At 68.6% G+C, this 18,061-nt stretch carries 17 protein-coding genes and 4 pseudogenes; 11 read left to right on the forward strand and 10 right to left on the reverse strand.

Going from position 1 to position 18,061, the window contains the following annotated elements; genetic code table 11:
• Positions 1–103: 103 nt before the first annotated feature.
• On the reverse strand, positions 104–1,171 hold the full coding sequence (locus E0500_RS43530) for a tyrosine-type recombinase/integrase (protein WP_309504963.1): 1,068 nt from the start codon (positions 1,169–1,171) through the stop codon (positions 104–106).
• Between the two features lie 330 nt (positions 1,172–1,501).
• Between E0500_RS43530 and E0500_RS05200 the strand changes: the two genes are divergently transcribed.
• The 4 genes from E0500_RS05200 (at position 1,502) to E0500_RS05215 (ending at position 3,612) form a co-directional block, all read left to right on the forward strand.
• On the forward strand, positions 1,502–2,008 hold the full coding sequence (locus tag E0500_RS05200) for a DUF6232 family protein (protein ID WP_258573152.1): 507 nt from the start codon (positions 1,502–1,504) through the stop codon (positions 2,006–2,008).
• 1 nt (position 2,009) lies between these two features.
• Complete coding sequence (locus E0500_RS05205; protein WP_131562663.1) at positions 2,010–2,336, forward strand: hypothetical protein; 327 nt, start codon at positions 2,010–2,012, stop codon at positions 2,334–2,336.
• A gap of 139 nt (positions 2,337–2,475) precedes the next feature.
• Entirely contained in the window at positions 2,476–3,201 is a 726-nt protein-coding gene (locus E0500_RS05210) for a TetR/AcrR family transcriptional regulator (protein WP_131562661.1), read from the forward strand.
• 132 nt (positions 3,202–3,333) lie between these two features.
• Entirely contained in the window at positions 3,334–3,612 is a 279-nt protein-coding gene (locus E0500_RS05215) for a hypothetical protein (protein ID WP_131562659.1), read from the forward strand.
• 37 nt (positions 3,613–3,649) lie between these two features.
• Here E0500_RS05215 and E0500_RS05220 read toward each other — a convergent pair whose 3' ends face one another.
• Positions 3,650–3,850, reverse strand: a complete 201-nt coding sequence (locus E0500_RS05220) for a transposase (protein ID WP_258573154.1) — start codon at positions 3,848–3,850, stop codon at positions 3,650–3,652.
• Between E0500_RS05220 and E0500_RS43535 the strand changes: the two genes are divergently transcribed.
• Both E0500_RS43535 and E0500_RS05230 read left to right on the forward strand, forming a co-directional pair.
• On the forward strand, positions 3,755–4,603 hold the full coding sequence (locus tag E0500_RS43535) for a hypothetical protein (RefSeq protein WP_258572630.1): 849 nt from the start codon (positions 3,755–3,757) through the stop codon (positions 4,601–4,603). The two genes, E0500_RS05220 and E0500_RS43535, sit on opposite strands and share 96 nt — an antisense overlap.
• A gap of 230 nt (positions 4,604–4,833) precedes the next feature.
• Entirely contained in the window at positions 4,834–5,364 is a 531-nt protein-coding gene (locus tag E0500_RS05230) for a hypothetical protein (protein WP_131562655.1), read from the forward strand.
• Between the two features lie 57 nt (positions 5,365–5,421).
• Here the strand turns inward: E0500_RS05230 and E0500_RS05235 are convergent, their stop codons facing one another.
• Positions 5,422–5,850 carry a hypothetical protein gene (locus E0500_RS05235; RefSeq protein ID WP_258573618.1) on the reverse strand — a complete coding sequence of 143 codons (429 nt, stop codon included), beginning with the start codon at positions 5,848–5,850 and terminating at the stop codon, positions 5,422–5,424.
• Here E0500_RS05235 and E0500_RS05240 point away from each other — a divergent pair.
• Positions 5,781–6,092, forward strand: coding sequence for a VOC family protein (locus tag E0500_RS05240; protein ID WP_399120151.1), 312 nt, complete (start codon positions 5,781–5,783; stop codon positions 6,090–6,092). The genes E0500_RS05235 and E0500_RS05240 overlap by 70 nt on opposite strands.
• Before the next feature lie 71 nt (positions 6,093–6,163).
• Here E0500_RS05240 and E0500_RS05245 read toward each other — a convergent pair.
• A pseudogene (locus tag E0500_RS05245) lies at positions 6,164–6,499 on the reverse strand (transposase); the annotation flags it as partial.
• Between the two features lie 114 nt (positions 6,500–6,613).
• On the opposite strand from E0500_RS05245, the gene E0500_RS05250 reads away from it, so the two are divergent.
• Positions 6,614–8,299: an NAD(P)H-dependent oxidoreductase subunit E gene (locus tag E0500_RS05250; RefSeq protein WP_131562653.1), complete on the forward strand. Its 1,686-nt coding sequence runs from the start codon at positions 6,614–6,616 to the stop codon at positions 8,297–8,299.
• Positions 8,296–10,983, forward strand: a complete 2,688-nt coding sequence (fdhF, locus tag E0500_RS05255) for a formate dehydrogenase subunit alpha (RefSeq protein ID WP_131562651.1) — start codon at positions 8,296–8,298, stop codon at positions 10,981–10,983. The genes E0500_RS05250 and fdhF overlap by 4 nt, the downstream gene beginning before the upstream one ends.
• Before the next feature lie 201 nt (positions 10,984–11,184).
• Here fdhF and E0500_RS05260 read toward each other — a convergent pair whose 3' ends face one another.
• The 5 genes and pseudogenes from E0500_RS05260 to E0500_RS05280 form a co-directional block, all read right to left on the reverse strand.
• Entirely contained in the window at positions 11,185–11,604 is a 420-nt protein-coding gene (locus tag E0500_RS05260) for a CBS domain-containing protein (protein WP_131562649.1), read from the reverse strand.
• Positions 11,601–14,348, reverse strand: a complete 2,748-nt coding sequence (locus E0500_RS05265; protein ID WP_131562647.1) for a cation-transporting P-type ATPase — start codon at positions 14,346–14,348, stop codon at positions 11,601–11,603. Before E0500_RS05265 ends, E0500_RS05260 begins: the two co-directional genes overlap by 4 nt.
• Positions 14,349–14,467: 119 nt before the next feature.
• A complete protein-coding gene (locus E0500_RS05270; protein ID WP_131562645.1) occupies positions 14,468–15,346 on the reverse strand; it encodes a potassium channel family protein in 879 nt (292 codons plus the stop codon).
• Between the two features lie 155 nt (positions 15,347–15,501).
• A pseudogene (locus E0500_RS05275) lies at positions 15,502–15,797 on the reverse strand (glycoside hydrolase family 65 protein); the annotation flags it as partial.
• A 17-nt stretch (positions 15,798–15,814) separates the two neighbouring features.
• Positions 15,815–16,423: pseudogene (locus E0500_RS05280) on the reverse strand (universal stress protein); the annotation flags it as partial.
• A 308-nt stretch (positions 16,424–16,731) separates the two neighbouring features.
• Between E0500_RS05280 and E0500_RS05285 the strand changes: the two are divergent.
• Together E0500_RS05285 and E0500_RS05290 are read left to right on the forward strand one after the other, a co-directional pair.
• On the forward strand, positions 16,732–17,133 hold the full coding sequence (locus E0500_RS05285) for a Crp/Fnr family transcriptional regulator (RefSeq protein WP_258573156.1): 402 nt from the start codon (positions 16,732–16,734) through the stop codon (positions 17,131–17,133).
• Between the two features lie 24 nt (positions 17,134–17,157).
• The gene (locus tag E0500_RS05290) at positions 17,158–17,841 is read left to right on the forward strand and encodes a CBS domain-containing protein (RefSeq protein WP_131562638.1); all 684 of its coding nucleotides are present in this window, start codon (positions 17,158–17,160) and stop codon (positions 17,839–17,841) included.
• A 12-nt stretch (positions 17,842–17,853) separates the two neighbouring features.
• Here the strand turns inward: E0500_RS05290 and E0500_RS05295 are convergent.
• Positions 17,854–18,024 (reverse strand): annotated as a pseudogene (locus tag E0500_RS05295) (hypothetical protein); the annotation flags it as partial.
• Positions 18,025–18,061: the final 37 nt, after the last annotated feature.

Genomic DNA, 18,061 nt, shown 5'->3' on the forward strand with positions numbered 1-18,061 from the left:
TCTTCTCGACGTAGAACCAGTGGGTTCGGCCCGGCTGGGGGGGATCGCCGAGATAAGCCCAAAAGGGGCCACGAGATGATCTTGAAGCCTTGAGTGCCCGGGTTCACCTACGGCGGCGGGCGGCTGGGTCACGCTCGGCGACGTGCTGGGCGACCGCGTCCACGCCGGGTCGTGCGTACCGTTCCAGGGACCGCACGGACGCGTGCCGCGAGCGGGCCAGCAGCATGGGTGTGGACGTGCCGTCCTCCGCGTCGTGGGTGAGCGCACTGTGGCGGAGCCGGTGGAGCGTCCAGCCCTCCAGTTCGTCGAAGTCGTCGGGGCTGGCGAGGGGGTTGGCCAGCAGTCGGGTGCTCTCCTCGAAGATTTCCTCGGCGCGGCGGTAGGACAGTCTCGCGCGGCCGGTGGCCGGGCAGATGTCCAGGCTCGGGGTGCGAGCAGGGGCTCGGCGGTCGGTGAGGAAGAGCGGGCCGCGGGTGCGGCCGGCGATGAGGCGGGGCAGGAGCTGGGCGGTGCCGGACTGCCAGTGGATCCATTCGATGGCGCCGCCCTTGGAGACGACGCGTCCGCGCTTGTCAGAGGGAAACAGCTCTTCGATGTTCAGGCACAGGATCTCGTCTGCTCTGGCCGCGCTCTCATAGAGGAGCTTCCAGAACGTCTTCTCCCGTACGGACGCGTCCAGTTGCCATAGGACGGTGATCTGGGGTTTGGACAGTGCCTTTGTACGGTCCGGCGGAGCCGGGCGGCGCTCGATCCCGATCGTGGGGTCGGCTTCGATCCACCCTTGAGCCTGCCACCATCCGAGCGCCTTGCGCGCGATGGACAGTTCGCGGTTGACGGTGTCGGCGTCCATCTCGTCCGCCCGTGCCGCAGCAAGTTCGGCGAGCGCCGACGGCAGTTCCGGGGCGTCGATCGCGGCTAACTCGAAAGGTACGGGCTTGGCACCGCGGCGAGCTGGGCCAGTCGGTGCCGGTTCGCCGCGCAGCATCCATCCCCAAGTGGTGAGCGAGATCCGGTAGATCCGTGCGGAGGACTTCGCGATGCCCGCGCCGGTGAGGTACCGCTCGACCGCCGCTTCGTACGACGGGGGGCGGGCGGACAGAGGCGCGACCCGGGCGCGCGGCAACCGTAATGCGCCCCCGCTCTCCGGCGCGGCCTCCCGTTCGATTGCCACCCGTCCACCCCTTTCGACCCTGCCGCAGTAAATGCGTACACCTCACCCCGCATCGCAATCCTGGCGCGAGGTCGAACATCCAAGGTTGCTGGAGGGGCGCCGAGGGGAGGGTATCGGCTCTGCCGCAGTAAATCTGGTATTTACTGCGGCAGGCACTGAAAACTCACATCGAATCGGCCTTCTTGCTGCACATGGGCTGGATTGTGCACTAAAAGATGCGCTACTTTCTAAAGGGCCTTTAACTTAGGGGCGGTTCACCCGCGTCTCCGTGCAGGAGGCGGCAGAACTCCGGGTCCTGGCGGCCAGCCAGATCGTAGAGGGGTGTCGGCGATGACGCACAAAACTGATCTTGTTGAGGTGAAGATCAAACAGCAAGTTCTCTGGATCGGTTCTGACGCCTATCCACTGCGCAACGTAACAGCGACCCGACGAGCAGTCATCGTGCCTGACCGCTTGAACGCCGTAAAAAGCTTCCTGAAGTCGCTCTTGGTGCTGTTTGTTCTCCTAATCATCGCCATGACCGTGGGGGAGTCCGTCAGTGACACCCTCACGGAACTAGCGACGTCGTTCGCGATGGTCCTATTCGTCGTCTTGTTCATCGTGCTGGTGAAGAGGCTTCGCACGCCTGAGCTCTACGAGTTGATCATCGAGACGGCAAGTTCCGCGCAGACCGTGGTAGCGAGTCCAAATTTCATGAGAGTGAGCGCACTCGACAAGCAGGTCATGGAAGCGATCAATAACCCTCAGGCTGAGTTCCAGCTGCAGATTGAGAATGCTCACATCGGTGACAGGATCACGCAACACGGCAACCGCAACGTCGGAAAGCAGGTCGGGTGACGTGAGTAGTAACTTCCATATCGGTGACTCGGTCACCCAGTACGGCGACCACAACACCGGCATCGTCAAGAACCAGGCTCCTACCGATCCGTCTTCGGCGCTTCAGGAACTGGTCACCGTGGTCCGGCTCCTGCATGACCAGGTCCCGGCTGAGGACCAGCAGGCCGTCAGTGATGCGCTCCAGACGATCGAGGCTGGCCCGGACGTGCCTCGCGGCACTCTACGCCGTGCGCTATCGGACGTCGCTGGGATCGCCACGATGGTCGGTGGAGTGGGCGTCCCCGTTATCGAGGCGGTGAAGGGCGTGAGAGCTGCCCTTGGCATCTGAGCGGTGTCGGCCCGCGAAGGAGTTGTCCGGTACAGCAAGGGGCGAGCGGCCATGAGCACGCTGTGCGGTGCAATCGTCGCAGCCAAGTTCCGCGTGCGTGGTTGGGGTCACGCACACAAAGATCAGGAGAAGCGAACGGATGGCGGCATTGGGGCGTCGTGAACGGCTACGGGCTCAGATGTCTGCAGAAGTGCGGTCAGCCGCTCGCCACATCATCACGAACCAGGGCGTCGAGGCACTCAGCTTGGCCGAGATTGCCCGGCGCGTCCAAGTCACTCCTGCCGCTCTCTATCACCACTTCCAAGGCGGACTACCAGAGATCGTGTATCGGGCTGCCGAGGACATCGTCGACGACCTGGTACAAGAACTTCAGTCCGCCGCCGACTCCCATCCTGCGGACAACTTCGCCATGCGGATGATCGAACCGGTACGAGCGCTCCGAACCTGGGCAATCACGCACCAACCCGAATTCAACCTGCTGTTCGGCACACCGACCGCGGCAGCCGGTGACGCCCACGCCGAGCTGACCAGCGCCTGGGTGCGGCGACTCGCCGCCGTCTGGGGTTCGATCTTCGTACAACTGTGGACAGAGCGCGGATTCCCAGTCCTCGCCGAGGACGAGATGGACCCGCGACTACGACGGCAGATGCTGGACTACGGAGCGGACACCGGCGTGAACCTTCCCCCGGGCGCGATGGTGGTGATGCTGAGCTGCTGGCGGTCGCTCTACGGCCAGATCGCGCTAGAGGTCTTCGGGCACTTCGCCCCTCTCTTTTCTGACCAGGAACCCATGTTCGAGCTGCTGATGCAGGAACTTGTACGCGGCATGGGCCTCGAAGACCAGTACCAGGCGCCGACCCGATGAGTCGGCGGTCTGGAGTTGCCACCCTCACCGGGAGCGCAACCGAGACGGCAGTCCAGGTCGAGATCCCTATGTAGTTCGCCGCTGCTCGTCGTGAGCGCGAGTTACCAACGCCAGTCACAAGGAGGCTGCTCGATGTCTACATGGTTGATCATCGCAGAGGAGACGGTCACAGCAGATGAAGCGACATCGCGTCGACAGGCAAAGCTCGTTCGTTCGCTGAACGGGAACAAGACGCGGGAGGAAGCGCTCGTCGAGTTGCACAAGGAGGCCAAGAACTACACCTCCGACTCGCTGAAGCGCGCCTCAACGGTGGTGGGACGTGACAGCGACGGCTCCTTTTGGGTGCTGCCGAAGAACGGCACGGGGCACGCTTCCTGCAACCTCCTTCTCATCGAGCAGATACGCTCCTGAGCCGTGCTGGTCCTGTAGCTCAAGCCGATGGGCCGGATCAGGCAGCCTGGTCGTAGCCGCCAGCGGTCTGGTCCGGCTCGCGCAGCGGGGCGAAATCGACGTCGAGTTTCGGATCGTACGCCTCCGGCTCGATGCCGAGCTCGTGCGTGCTGTACTCGCCGAACCGTTTGATGTGCTCGGTCAGGTACGGGGAGATGTGGGCCAGGTCCTCGGGGTCGATCTCCCATCCCTCCTCCAGGAGCTGGCGGACGATCTCGGCGATGTCCAGGGCGTTGTGGAAGATGACGGCTTCTCTGAACTTGGTCCTTCTTTCCGACCTTGCTGGGGGCCGGTGTTGGACCTCAGCTCCGAAGGCAGTTCATCTGCTGGCTCGAAGCGGAACCCGGCATCGGGGAGCAGTCATCTCTGCCGAGCCCCGACAATGAGTTGGAGCGGCGCGCGTGGCAGGCTCTGGGGTATGGAGTGGAGTTTCAAGTTGCACGGGGGGATCGCGGCCGGGTTGAGTACCGTGCTGCTGTTGCTCGCCATGCTCACGTGGCTGCCGGGGACCTTGCCGCTGGCGGGCTCGAAGTGGCCGATGGTGGCGATCGTGGTGCTTCTCTTCCCCATCTTTATAGCTGCCTTGGTGCGCATGTTCCTGAGTGGGACAGACCGGCACTCGATGTGGCTCGCCTTTCGATGTCTGCCTGGCAGGTTGCAGGCAGTCCTTGGGGCTCTGGCCATCTCGGGCGTCCTGCTGATGCTTTTCAGCACGGCTGGCGCGGGGAACTGGCAGGCGCCAGAGGTCAAAGATGGCCGATACTTCGTTTTCGACACGACTCCCTACGCACGCCGCACGATTGAGGTCTCGCACAGCCAGTATGAGGCCGTCCTCGAGAGCGATCAGCGCAGCATGCTCGCGATCCCAGGCATGCTCTTTACTGGAGCCGCATATGTCGTCTTTGCGGCAGGGGAGTTGCGCCGGGCGGATGTTGGGTTCAGATCTTCGTAGCCGGTGCAGTTCTGAAGATTCCAGGTTGTAGCTGATCGCTTGTCACTGGTGTCGACATCGGCTGTCACGTTTGGAGGCCCACCCCAACAGCAACGGGGCAATCGGCGCGTTTGGTCGCAGCGCTTGTGAGGGTGGCGATAATGCGGTGCTGCCGGTCCTCGGCCACTGTAGGCGGCCTTGACCCCCGCCGTCGCCAGCGGAATGGATCGGCTGTCGGAGGGCGGTTGGGGATGCAGACCAGAGTGCTTCGGCGGCCGGTGTACGTGTGGTTTCCTGTAGCCGCGGCGATTACGTCCTACGTTTGTGCGGTTTTGATCGCAGGTCCGTGGGACGAGGAGCCGGCGGCGGCGTTCGCGGTCGCCGGAGCTTCGATTTTCTTCTGGGCGCTTGGATGGGACTCGGCCATCCGAAGTACTGACAATCACGTGTCCTTCACTAACTTTCTCGTGACCGCAACCGTTGCCTGGACCGATGTCGACGAGGTGGATGTGCATGATGGCCTGACCATTATCTTGAGAGACGGGCGCGAGATGGGCTCGGTCGCCTTCGGCAGTTCACTGCTGGGTTCCTTCACCGGCTACAGGACGCATCAACGGGCCTATCATCTGCTTCGAGAAGCCCAACTCAAAGCGTCCGGGACGCAGGGTGGCATCAGTAAGGGGCAGGTCCGGAGGCACTGGTCCTTTGAATGGAGACGGCTCCTCTGCGCCCTCGCAGTTGCCTACGGCCCACTCGCGGTGATCCTCGTCCTGTCGCGGTAAGCGGAAGTGCCGGGCCTGAACTTGCTGACGCGGCCATATATTGATGGAGCCCAAGGGTTACGGTCTCTCCTCCGGCCGGTGCTGGCGGGGAACGCTGGGAGCGGTGATCACGGGAACGCCGAGGTCGACGACGAGGCGGGATGGGCGCCGATCGAGTTGGGTGAGCTTCTCCTCTGCTCCGGCAAGGCTCACCTGCAGCCCTTCCATCTCGCCGAGCCATCCTTCGCGTTCGGCCTCGGCGATGCGAGCGAGGAGGTTGTCGCGGATCTCGACGAGCCGGTCACGCTGGGCGGGGTCGGGCCAGAGCATCGGGCAGCGAACACAGGCGTGTTCGTGGATGCAGGGGGTGCCGAACGCGCGGCCGCATGCTCCGATGGAGACTTTGCGCCGCTCGAAGTGGCCGAGGAACTCCTGCCATTCCTCGTCGGTGGGGACACGGTATTCCTCGCTCGGGCGGAGGGACCTGCGGCGGGCGAGGAAGGCCATGTGCGCCTGGATCGCCTCTTCGGGGTGTCCCCGAAAGCAAGATCGTTAAGAATCGGGTGCATCTCGACGTCCGGGTCGGCACCGGGCTCGTGGGGGACGAGCGCCTCGCTACGCTCGAAGCCGAGTGCGCACGACTGGTCGCGCTCGGTGCCACCCACGTGCAAACGCTGTACGCCGATGAGGAAAACGAGTCGTGCATCCCGATGCTGGACGTCGAGGGCAACGAGTTCTGTATCGAGTGAATTCTCCGAGCAGGGGAGGTGGGGAGCCACCTCCCCCGAGCCTCTCTGGTCTCGTAAGGGGCGGGAGTCACCGCGAGGGCGAGGTTGTGCAGCCGGGCGATGCCGAGCATGGCGGTGTGAACGCCGTCGCCTTTCAGACGACAGTCACGAAGGATCTTCCATACCTTCATCCGCGCGAAGACGTGCTCGACGCGGGCCCGGACCTTGCGGTGGGAGGTGTTGTGCTCCTCTTTCCAAGCTGGCAGTTCGGTCCGGCCGCGTTCACGGCGGTGCGGAATGAGCAGGCCGGTGCCCCGATAGCCACCGTCCGCGATGACCGTGGCCCGGCCGACGGCGGCCTTCGCACCGGAAAGTTCCCACGCCTTGCAATCGTTGCGGTTGCCCGTGACCGGTCGGCCGACGGCGACGACGAAATGAGAACAAGCACCGTTGCGGTACTTGCGCCCACGCGCGGGTACAGGTGGTCGCACACGCGCTGATGCCGGGATGCGGCCGCGTCCCGCTGCCTCCACGATGAAGGCATGGTTCCCGTCGTTCCTGCCGACCGTTTCGACGCGTTCCGGGCCCTGGCCGACCGGCGTAGCCGGCCTGGAGGCAGGTTGATCGAGTCGCTGGCCGAGGCCAGGACCGGGACCGCGGACGGCCCCGAGGTCTGGGCGCCGGCTGTCGCGGGCCAGGTCGGACTACCTGCTGCCGCCGCGCTCGGACCGGCCACGTACTACGCGGACCTCGTCTCCCCACGTGGCCGCCGTCACGTCCGAGTCTGTACCGCTACGGCGTGCTTCGCCGCGCGAGCCGGACGGCACCTCGACGAGGTGGAGCACGCGCTGGACGTGTCCGCGGGCCGCGCCACTCTGGACCGGGAGACCTCTCTGCAGCCCGTACGTTGCCTGGGGTACTGCTATGCGGGGCCCGCCGCACTCGACGGCGACGTGCCCTGCACCGGTCCGACCCTCGCCAGGCAGCTCGCCGGGCAGGAGCCACCGTCGGCGCCGGAAATCCCGGTGGCCGACGACACCGGTGACCCGGTCCTGCTGGGCGGCGTGCTCTTCGGTGCGCCCGCATGGCAGGTGTGGCCGGGAACGGTTCTGGCCGGCAGTCCCGAGGAAGTCCTTGGGCAGGTGGCGGCATCCGGGCTCCGAGGGCGGGGTGGCGCGGGTTTCCGAGTGACGGCGAAATGGGAGGCGGTTGGCCGCGTGCCTGGCGCAGTGGTCGTCGCCAACGGCGACGAAGGCGATCCGGGTTCGTATGCCGACAAGCTGCTGATGGAGGCCGACCCGGGACGCGTGCTGGAGGGTCTGGCCCTGGCCTGTTTCGCGTGCGGAGCCCGTCGCGGCATCGTGCTGGTGCGCTCCGAGTACCCCGCTGCTCTGGCCCGGATGCGGGAAGCGGTGCGCCAGGCGTATACCGACGGGCATCTCGGGTCGTCGGTGCACGGGACGGCCACATTCCTGGACATCGACATCGTCGAGGGCGCCGGCTCCTACGTCGCCGGTGAGGAGACCGCGCTGATCGCCGGGCTGGAGGGCGGCCGAGGATGTGCCCGGCCCCGTCCGCCGTATCCGACCGAGCGCGGGCTGTGGGATGCGCCGACCGTGGTCAACAACGTGGAGACACTGGCGGCCGTGCCGTGGATCGTCCGTCACGGTGGCGAGGCGTACGCCCGGCGCGGTACACCCGCTGAGACGGGGACCAAGCTGGTCTGTCTCTCCGAGCGGTTCGCCCGGCCCGGTTGCTACGAGGTCGAGTTGGGCACGCCGGTGCGGCGGATCGTCACCGAGCTGGGTGGTGGTCTGAAGGACGGCGCCGAGCCGGCCGCCTTCCAGGTCGGGGGGCCGCTGGGCGGCTTCCTCGCCGCGGACGCGCTGGACGTGCCGCTGTCGGAGGCAGGACTGTCGGCCCGGGGCGCCGCCCTCGGCCACGCCGGACTGGTCGCCTTCGATGAGCGCGTGGCACCGGAGGAGGTGCTGCGGCACGTATGGGAGTTCGCCGCAGCCGAGAGCTGCGGAGCGTGTTCGCCCTGCCGTGTCGGCTCGCGCCGCGGCATGGACCTGGCATCCGCCGGAACGCCGCCGGGCCAAGACTGGGAACGGCTGTCGCGCGTCCTGGCCGAGGCGAGCCTGTGTGCTTTCGGACGGCGCATCCCGCCTGCCGTGCGGAGCCTTGCCCGCGCCTACGGAGATCGACTGGCGGGATGGGACCCATGACCGGAATCACCGTCGAGGTCGACGGCACGGGCGTCCATGTGCCCGAGGGCGCGTCGCTGCTCACGGCGGTGCGGGCGGCAGGGATCGAGCTGCCCGCGCTCTGCTCCGACGACCGGCTCAGCCCCGCCGGGTCCTGCCGTACGTGCCTCGTACGGGCCGACGGGCGGATCGCGGCGGCCTGTGTCACCCCGGCGTCATCCGGTACCCGGATCGACACCGGAACCGATGATCTCGTGCGGCTGCGCCGGGACGCGGTGGAGGTCATCATCTCCGCTCTGCCGCCCCGGGCCCTCTCCGACGGCAACCCCAGCGAACTGGCCCATGTCTGCCGGACGATGGAGATCGGCCCCGAGGCGGCGCAGGGTGCCGGAGGCCGGGGCGGAGACGACACCCACCCGTACGTCCACCTCGACCGGGACCTGTGCATCGCCTGCGGCCGGTGTGTGCGGATGTGCTCCGAAGTACAGGGCACCTTCGCCCTCACCCTGGTCGGCCGGGGCGGCGACACCGTCGTGGCCCCCGGCACCGGCGGGCCCTGGGCCGAGTCGGACTGCGTGGCCTGCGGCGGCTGCGTCGACACCTGCCCCACGGGGGCGATCACGCAGCCAGGACTGGCCCGCGGGCTCACCTCCGCGTTCCTGCCCGCGGCTGCCCGGACGCGCACCACCTGTGGCTATTGCGGCGTGGGCTGCGCCCTCGACGTGGTCACCCAGGACGGCGACGTCGCGGCTGTGCTGCCCGCCCGGGACGGACCGGTGAACCAGGGGCACGCCTGTGTGAAGGGCCGCTTCGCTCACGGATTCCGTACGTCACCAGAGCGGCTCACCCGACCCCTGGTGCGGCGCGGCGGCGCGCTGGAGCCGGTCGGCTGGGGCGAGGCACTGAACCACATCGCCCGAGGGCTGGCAGCCGCCGTGGCGGCGGGCGGCCCGGACGCCGTGGCGGCGATCTCCTCGGCCCGCGCCACCAACGAGGAGAACTACCTCGTGCAGAAGTTCATGCGGGTGGTCATCGGCACGAACAACGTCGACAACTGCTCCCGGCTCTGCCACTCCCCGTCAGCCGCCGGCCTCACCGCTTCCTTCGGGCTCTCCGGCGGCACCGACACCTTCGACGACGTCGAGCGTGCCGACTGCCTGCTGGTGGTTGGGGCCAACCCCGTCGAGGCCCACCCAGTGGTCGGAGCACGCCTGCTGAGGCGGGTTCTCCACGGAGCCAAGCTGGTTGTCGCCGATCCCCGCGCGGTCGGCCTCGCCCTGCACGCGGACGTCCACCTGCGGCCCCGCCCCGGCACCAACGTCGCGCTGTGCCACGGACTCGCCCACGTCCTGCTCGCCGAAGAGCTGACCGACGAGGAGTTCCTGCGCGCGCGGGCCACCGGGCTGCCGGAACTCACCGAGCTGCTGGGCGACTACACGCCCGACCGGGTCGCGGACATCACCGGCGTGCCCGCTTCGGACCTGGTCGCCGCCGCACGCTTCTATGGCAGGGCCGAGCGTCCGGCCATCGTCTACGGCCTGGGCGTCACCGAGCACCTCCACGGCACCGACGGTGTGCGGTCCCTGGCCAACCTGGCGATCCTGCGGGGCGCCGTGGGCACCGACCGGGGCTACGGAGTGAACCCGCTGCGCGGCCAGAACAACGTCCAGGGCGCCTCCGACATGGGCGCTCTGCCGGACGTCCTGCCCGGATACGGAAAGGTCACCGACCCGGCCGTCCGCGCGCGGGCCGAGGACGTCTGGGGCGTCCCCGTTCCGGAGCGGCCCGGTCTGCGGATCCCGGACATGTTCGCCGCCGCACGAGCCGGGAATCTGCGGGCGCTGTGGGTCATCGGCGAGGACGTCTGCGCAACCGACCCCGACGCCAACCAGGTGGCCCAGGCCCTGGATGTCTGCCCGCTCGTCGTCTGCAACGAACTGTTCCTGTCCGAGACCGCCCGGCACGCCGACGTCGTTCTGCCCGTCGCCTCCTGGCTGGAGAAGGACGGCACCTTCGTCAACTTCGACCGCAGGTTCCAGCGTGTCCGACCCGCCGTGTCCCCGCCCGGAGAGGCACGGACCGACTTCGACACCGTACGGGCGCTCGCCGCGGTGATGGGACTCGACCTGGGCTGCGCGACTCCCGCCGACGCCCTCGCCGAGTGCGGACGGCTCGCGCCCGTCTTCGCCGGAATCTCCCACGACCGACTGGACCGAGAGGGCGCCATTCCATGGCCCTGCCCCGCCCCCGACCGACCGGGAGAAGCCAAGCTGTACACGGAGCGATTCGCCACACCGGACGGCCGGGCCCACCTGGCTGACGCCCCTTACCTCCCGCCCGGCGAGCAGCCCGACGCCCTCTACCCTCTGCTCCTGGTCACCGGGCGGCGCTGGGCGCACTACAACTCCGGCAGCATGACCCGGCGCGGCGGCAACCTCGCACTCGACCCGGTCGATTACCTGGACCTCCACCTCGATGACGCCGCCAGGTACGGCCTACGGGACGGAGAGCACGTCACAGTGGAGAGCCGACACGGTCGAGCCCGGCTCATCGCCCGTGTCAGCGAACAGACGGCCCCCGGCCAGGTCTTCTGCTCCTTCCACTTCCCTGCGAGCGGAGTCAACCGCCTCACCTCCGCCCACGCGGACACCGTCACGTCCTGCCCGGAGTACAAGGTCACGGCGGTTCGCGTGACCTCGCAGTGACGGCGGCGGTCCAGGGGCTCGACGATGGCCAGTACTCGCAGCCGATCCCAGACCTGGCTCCCCGTCAGCGGGCCGCGCCACGTCAGATCGTGCGGCCCCGCGGCGCAGAAGGCGACCACCGCGGGGACCGGCGTCGGCGCACTCCGCGGTGCTGCGGCCGTAAAGGTGCCTCCACCTCGGCCGAGGGTACGGCCCCGGTGGTCAGCCGGCCGCGCAGACCACCTCGACGAAGTGGCCCACCTTGTCCTCCGGCAGGCGGCGTGCGAGGTCCGCCTCGCTGATCATGCCAACCAGCCGGTGGTTGTCGATGACCGGCAGCCGCCGGATCCTGTGCTCCTCCATGGCCCGCAACACCTGGTCCGTGTCGGCTTCGGCGTCGATCGTGATCGGCTTGCCCTGCGCGAGCTGTCCCGCGTGCATGGCCTTCGGGTCCTTGCCCTTGGCGAGACACTTCACCACGATGTCCCGGTCGGTGATGATCCCGTGGAGCCGGTCGTCAGGCCCGCAGACCGGGAGGGCTCCGACATCCAGTTCGCTCATCCGGCGCGCCGCGTCCTCCAGCGTCTCGCTCTCCTGCACACAGGTGGCACCGGTGTGCATGATCTCCCGTGCTGTGGTCATGGCTGTCTCCTTCGAGCCTCGCGATCCGGTCGGTACGGCCCCGTGGAGCCGGGCCCGCCCCGACCGGTACTGCTTACGGCCAGTGTGCGTTCTCCGGATTCCGCACGCATTCCCGGCGAAGAGGTCATATTCGGTCCTTGTGGTGGGCGTTCCGGCCACAGCCATGCCTGAAGGCGCATGGCCGCGTGGCCGAGGCCGGAGAGCGCGCAGGCGATCGCGAGATCGGCGAGCGACAGCGGTTCCGTGCCCAGCAGGTCCCGAAGGGGAGGCAGGTAGACACCGGCTGTCTGGAGGCTCAGGGCCGCGCCCACGGCGACCAGCAGGAACGGGTTGGTCAGACTTCCCGGGCGGGCGCGGGAGCCGAGCGCCACGCCGAGCTGGGTCGCGCCGAGGACGAGGAACATCATGGACTGCCAGGGGCGGTCCGTCTCCCGGGCCCACACGCCGGCCGCCAGGGTCAGTGTGGCGATGAAAGCCCCCATGAGCAGGATGCGCGGCCACAGGCCTGCGCCCAGAACGCTCTCCTCGGGAGGCCGGGGCGGGTGGCGCATGGCGTCCGGGGCGACAGGTTCCGCGCCGAGTGCGACGCCGGGCAGGCCGTGGGTGAGCAGGTTGATCCACAGGATCTGTGCGGGGAGCAACGGCAGCGGCATCCCCAGAAAGGGGCCGAGGAGCATGACCAGGATCTCCGCCGTTCCCCCGGCGAGCGCGTAGAGCAGGAACCGGCGCACGTTGGCATAGACCCGGCGTCCCTCTTCGACGGCCGACACGATCGTGGCCGGATTGTCGTCGGCGAGCACGAGATCGGCCGCTTGGCGGGCCACCTCGGTGCCGCGCCGCCCCATGGCGACGCCGATGTCGGCCTGGCGCAGCGCCGGGCCGTCGTTGACGCCGTCCCCGGTCATCGCCACGACGTGCCCGGCCCCGCGCCACGCCTGAATGATGTCCAGCTTCTGCTCGGGAGTGGTCCGGGCGTAGACCCGTACGCTCGTCAGCTCACCGGCTGTGCCGTCCCGGAGCCGTTCACCGGTGGTGACCTCCTCGTCCCGGGTGGCGATACCGAGGCGCTCGGCCATGGCCTGTGCGGTCAGCGGGTGATCGCCGGTGATGAGGACGGGCACGATGCCGGCCCCTTTGCAGGCGACGATGGTCGTCTCCGAGGCGTCGCGTGGCGGGTCCAGGATGCCGACGAGGCCGAGCAGTGACAGGCCCGATTCCCACGTCCCGGGGGGTTCTGCCGGTTCGTCGTGGTCGGCCGAGGCGACAGCGAGCACGCGAAACCCGCCGCGGGCCAGCGCCTCCGCCTGAGCCGCCGCTAGAGCGACGACTTCCGGGCCGTCGGCCAGAATCCGCGGGTTGAGAAGCGACTCGGGTGCTCCCTTGCACGCGATCCGCACTCCGCCCTCCGGTCGGCGGTGCACGGTCGTCATGCGTTTGCGCCCACTATCGAACGGAATGTCCTCCACGCGCGGCAGTTCCCTGTCCAGTGCCGCCCGGTCCAGGCCGAGGCGAGCGCCTGCCACGAGCAGGGCTGCCTCCGTGGGATCACCCAGCGCGTGCCACTCCGTGGAGCGGTCCGGTGGAGGCTCCAACGCCGCGTCGTTGCACAGCATCGCGACCCGGAGCAACGCCTCCATATCAGGCGCGTCGTTCGCGGTGACCGTCTTGCCGTCGCGGACGATCCGCCCCTGGGGTGCGTAACCCGTGCCCAGGACGGTGGCTTCTCCGCACGGCGTCCACAGCCGTTCGGCGGCCATCCGGCCCTCGGTCAGGGTGCCCGTCTTGTCGGTGGCGATCACGGTCACGGAGCCCAGGGTCTCCACGGCCGGCAGCCGGCGGACGACGGCGTGCCGCTCAGCCATCCGTCGTGCCCCCAGCGCGAGGGAGAGCGTGATGACGGCGGGCAGAGACTCCGGTACGGCCGCGACGGCGAGGCTGATCGCCGCCACGATCATCAGCTCCACGGGCTGCCCGCGCACCAGCCCGAGAGCGAGAACCAGGGCGCACAGCGCCACGATGACAGCTGCCAGAACCCGGCCGAACCTCGCCAGCCGACGCTGCAGCGGTGTCAGGCCGGGCGCGGTCCCCATCAGGGACGCGATCCTCCCGAGCGCGCTGTCGGCTCCCGTGGCGGTGACCACGACGCGTCCGTGGCCGTGGACGATGACCGTGCCCGCCGACACCGTGCCGCGCGACGCGTCATCGTCGGGGGCCTTCTCGACCGGAACGGACTCACCCGTGAGCGAGGACTCGTCCGCCAACAGCAACACCGCCCCCCGTACGTCCCCGTCCGCGGGAACGATGTCTCCTTCGGCCACCAGCACCAGGTCGCCGGGCACCACCTCGGCAGCGGGGATGGAACGTTCCTCACCGTCCCGCACCACCCTGGCGGCGGGGGCACTCATGGCGGACAGGGCCATCACCGCCTGTTCCGCTCGTACCTCCTGCACGACGCCGACCACGGTGTTCACGGTGATCACGAGCAGGATCACGGCGGCGTCGGAGAGGTCACCGGTGGCGATCGTCAGAGCGGCGGCCATGAGCAGGACCAGGATCAGCGGATCGCGCAGCTGCTGCAGCACCCGACGCCACACCGCGGTCCGCGGCTCCGAGGGGATCTCGTTGGGCCCGTGGAGCGCCAGTTGCCTTGCGGCCTCGTCCGACGACAGCCCCGCGGCGGCACTCGTGCCCAGGAACCGTTCGACCTCCGCAGCGGACCTCCGGCCGCCGCTGCCCCGGTTCATGGCCGAGGGGGAGCCGCGTTCGGACGGCAGTGTGCGTTGGGTGCCATCAACCGCTCCCGTCGTGCATCCGGCCACCGCCCTGAAGGACGGTTCCCCGCCTTCTCAGAGTGCCCCCAGGCTCAGGGCTGCGCGCGCCCACGACCGTGGTCGGCGGCGTACGCGGCGAACACTTCCCTCGGTGTTCCGCCCGTATGGAGAAAGCGCTGGTCAAGGATGGCGGCGAGGTCTCTCAGCGCATCGGCGAGCAGGTCACCGGCCAGTCGCACCTCCGGCCGCCGTGCTGCCCGCCCGCACTGGGCGAGGGCGTCGGTGTAGCCGACCATGGCCGCAAGCGACGAGTGGTCCTCCCCGTCGTGGAAGTAGTACGCCTCGGCGTACTGGGTGAAGTCGATACGGACGCGTACGACTTCGGTGGTCAGGCTGTCCAGCAGCAGCGCCCCAGCAGTGCAGTCGATCTGCTGCGTCGTGGGGTTGGCGTCGCGCAGCAGTGCCAGCCGGACGGCCAGGACTCTCCGGCGGGTCAGCGCGGGGTAGATCTCCAGCACCCAGGAGACGGTGGCCGTCAGGAGGGCGAAGCCCACGAGGGCTTCGAGCGGTGAGATCAGGCGGAGCCAGCCCTCGCCGGGTGCGATGTCACCCAGCCCCAGGGTGGCCACCGTGACGAGTGACAGGTACACGGAGTCGAGCAGTGCCGGCTCCTGGGCCGCTTTGGAGCCGGGTGAGAAGGTGAACGCTCCGGGCATGTGGGGCCAGTAGACGATGGCCCAGCCGAGGACGACGGTGGTGGCCCACATGCCCACCACGGTGACCATGGCGAGTGGTCCGACGAGGCCGACTACGCGGCTGCGGGCGCGAAGTCGCCGGGCCAGTCGCCACAGCCCGGTCATGATCAGGCGGCTCAGACCGCCGTGGCGGGTTGGGTGCCAGAGGGTGTGGAACAGGTCCCGCAAGGTGATCATGACGAGCCCGGCACCGAGCAGCGAGACCAACCACTTCATGCACGTCTCCCACGGCCCTGTCACCTGAAGCGAACCCCTGCTTTCGGAGCCTATGGCCCCTCCGGCGGATCAGGCGGAAGACGCCGGGCCTGGTACGCCCGTCTGCGCGGATCAGCTCTCGGGCAGCAACAGCCGGGTGCCTGGGACTGCCGCGCATCAGGAGAGAACCACGGGCCCGCCGATGCGTCCGCGAAGCGCAGGCGAAAGCGCAACAGCAGCCAGTTCAGCAGGTTCACCATGTCCTCGTTGGTCACCTGCCAACCCGCCACAGTCGACTTCAGCCGGTTGTAGACCCGGCGGCATAGGTGGCCGGGTAGTGCACCAGGCCCGCTCGGCACTCGGGTATGGCGCCGCGGGTCGCGAAGTAGCCGTCGCCTAGCGTGCACAAGGCCTCGCGCAACCGCTCGGCAGCCGGGTCGTAGCCCTCGTACTCCCAGGTCCACTCCGACATGCGCCGCCCTCAACAGTTCAGGCTCGCTGCGGGACGACGGCGACGGGGCACTCGGAGTGGTGCAGCAAGGCGTGGGCGACCCTGCCGAGCTGCAGACCGACGTGGCCGTGCCGCCGCACAGCACCGACGACGACCAGGTCCGCGTCGGCCGACGCGTGCAGGAGGACCCTGTGAGCGGGGCCGTGAATTGCCTGGCGTTGTGCCTCGACCCCGGGATGATCGCCTACGGGATGGCGCAGCGCGTCGTCGAGTCGCGTGGAGGCCCGTTCCTCGTGAATACGCACGGCGTCCTCCGCGGCCACGAGGTCGTCCACGGGATCATGGGCGGGACGGCGCCAGGCCCGTACGGCATGGAGCGCGCAGCCGCGCGCCTGGGCCTCGCCGAAGGCGAACCGTACCGCGGCGTCGCCGTGACCGGCACCGCCGACGCCGACCACGACCCGGCCGAAGGAGCCGTGCCGGTTCCGTTCTCCTCCCCGGACCACGATGACCGGGCACACGGCGCGGGCCGCCACGGTCAGGCTGACCGATCCCAGCAGCATCCCCGCAAGCTCGCCACGGCCGCGGGAGCCCGTGACCAGGGCGAACGACTCGTGACCGGCGTGCAGGAGCGTGGACACGGCGTCCTTCCTGCCCGTCCACGGCCGGCAGAGACCCCCTGTGAATACCGTCGCACCGCCGTCGGTCCGTCGCGACATGGGGCCCGCCCCCTGAAAGCGGGTCCCGCCCGGGTTGCAGCGCGCTGGTTTGCGGCGATCGTGGAGTCATAAGGCCGGGAGGAAGAGCGGGGTGCCGCTGCGCATCACCATCTGGCTGTCGCACCGGCCTGATACGAGCCCGTCTCCGCTTCGAGATCATGGAGAAGGGAGGGCCCATCGTGGTTGCGAGGACCGGCGTCCTCGGCGTCCTGACCAAGGAGCATCGCGAGCAACTCATGTCACTCGCACGCGAGGTGTCCTTCGCGATCGACGAGCGCATCTTCAACGAGGGCGGCAAGGCCGACCGCTTCTGGATCATCCACACGGGCACTGTCGCCCTCGACCTTCACATACCCGGCCGCCGTGCGGCGGTCATCGAGACCCTCGGCGCGGGGGAACTGCTGGGCTGGTCCTGGCTGGTCCCTCCCCACCACTGGCACCTGGGGGCCCAGGCCAGCAGCCCGGTGCGTGCCTACGAGTTCGACGCGAACCCGGTCCGGGAGCTGTGCGAGAAGGACCCGGAGCTGGATCACGCGCTGTTGACCTATGTCTCCGGAGTGATCGCCGGCCGGCTCAGGTCCGCCCGGGTGCGGCTCCTCGACCTGTACGCACCCCACGGCGCGGGCGAGGTGCCCTGATGAGGCTGGACGAGGAGGCCCGAAGTGTCTGAGACCCCGCACATCGTGAGCGATGTGATGACCCGGACGGTCGTGGCTGTCGGGCGCGACGCGCTCTTCAAGGAGATCGTCCGGACGATGGAGCAGTGGAAGGTCAGTGCCATGCCGGTGCTGGAGGGCGAAGGGCGCGTCGTCGGCGTCGTCTCCGAAGCCGATCTGCTGCCCAAGGAAGAGTTCCGCGACAGCGACCCGAGTCTGTTCGAGCAACGCCGGCGTCTGTCCGACCTCGCCAAGGCAGGGGCCGTGACGGCCGGGGAGCTCATGAGTACGCCCGCCATCACGGTCCATCCCGACGCCACGCTGGCCCAGGCGGCCCGGATCATGGCCGTCCGGCGCGTCAAACGGCTGCCCGTGATCGACGACGAAGGCATGCTCCAGGGGATTGTCAGCCGCGTCGACCTGCTGAAGGTCTTCCTGCGGTCGGACGAGGAGATCGAGGAGGAGGTCCGCCGCACCGTGGTGTCGTACCTCTTCCCGGCCTTCAGTCACGCCATCCACGTGAACGTGCACGAGGGGGTCGTCACGCTCCGCGGACACATCCGCGACACCTCGCTCATCTCGGTCGCCGTGCGCCTCGTGCGCGCCGTGGAGGGCGTCGTGGACGTCGAACCCCATCTGACCGACGATTACTCGTCAGCTCCGGAGGGGTCCGCGCGGGACGCACGATGAAAGGCCGGCCTCGCCCCAGTGACCGAGCAGCCGGGGCTTGATGTGCTCTGGCTCGGTCAGCAGCGGGTTGGCCACGAGGTAGCTCTGACCTGCCGTCAGGTAGTTGACGGAGCGCCAGTGCTCATCCAGTGCGCAGTTCCTCGCCGGTGAGTGCGATGACATCGCGGCCGGCAGCTTTGGCATGGGAACTCCGGATTCGTCGTCTCTGGGCGGCACGTGT

It is taken from the genome of Streptomyces sp. KM273126, assembly GCF_004337435.2.
Classification (GTDB): Bacteria; Actinomycetota; Actinomycetes; order Streptomycetales; family Streptomycetaceae; genus Streptomyces; species Streptomyces acidicola.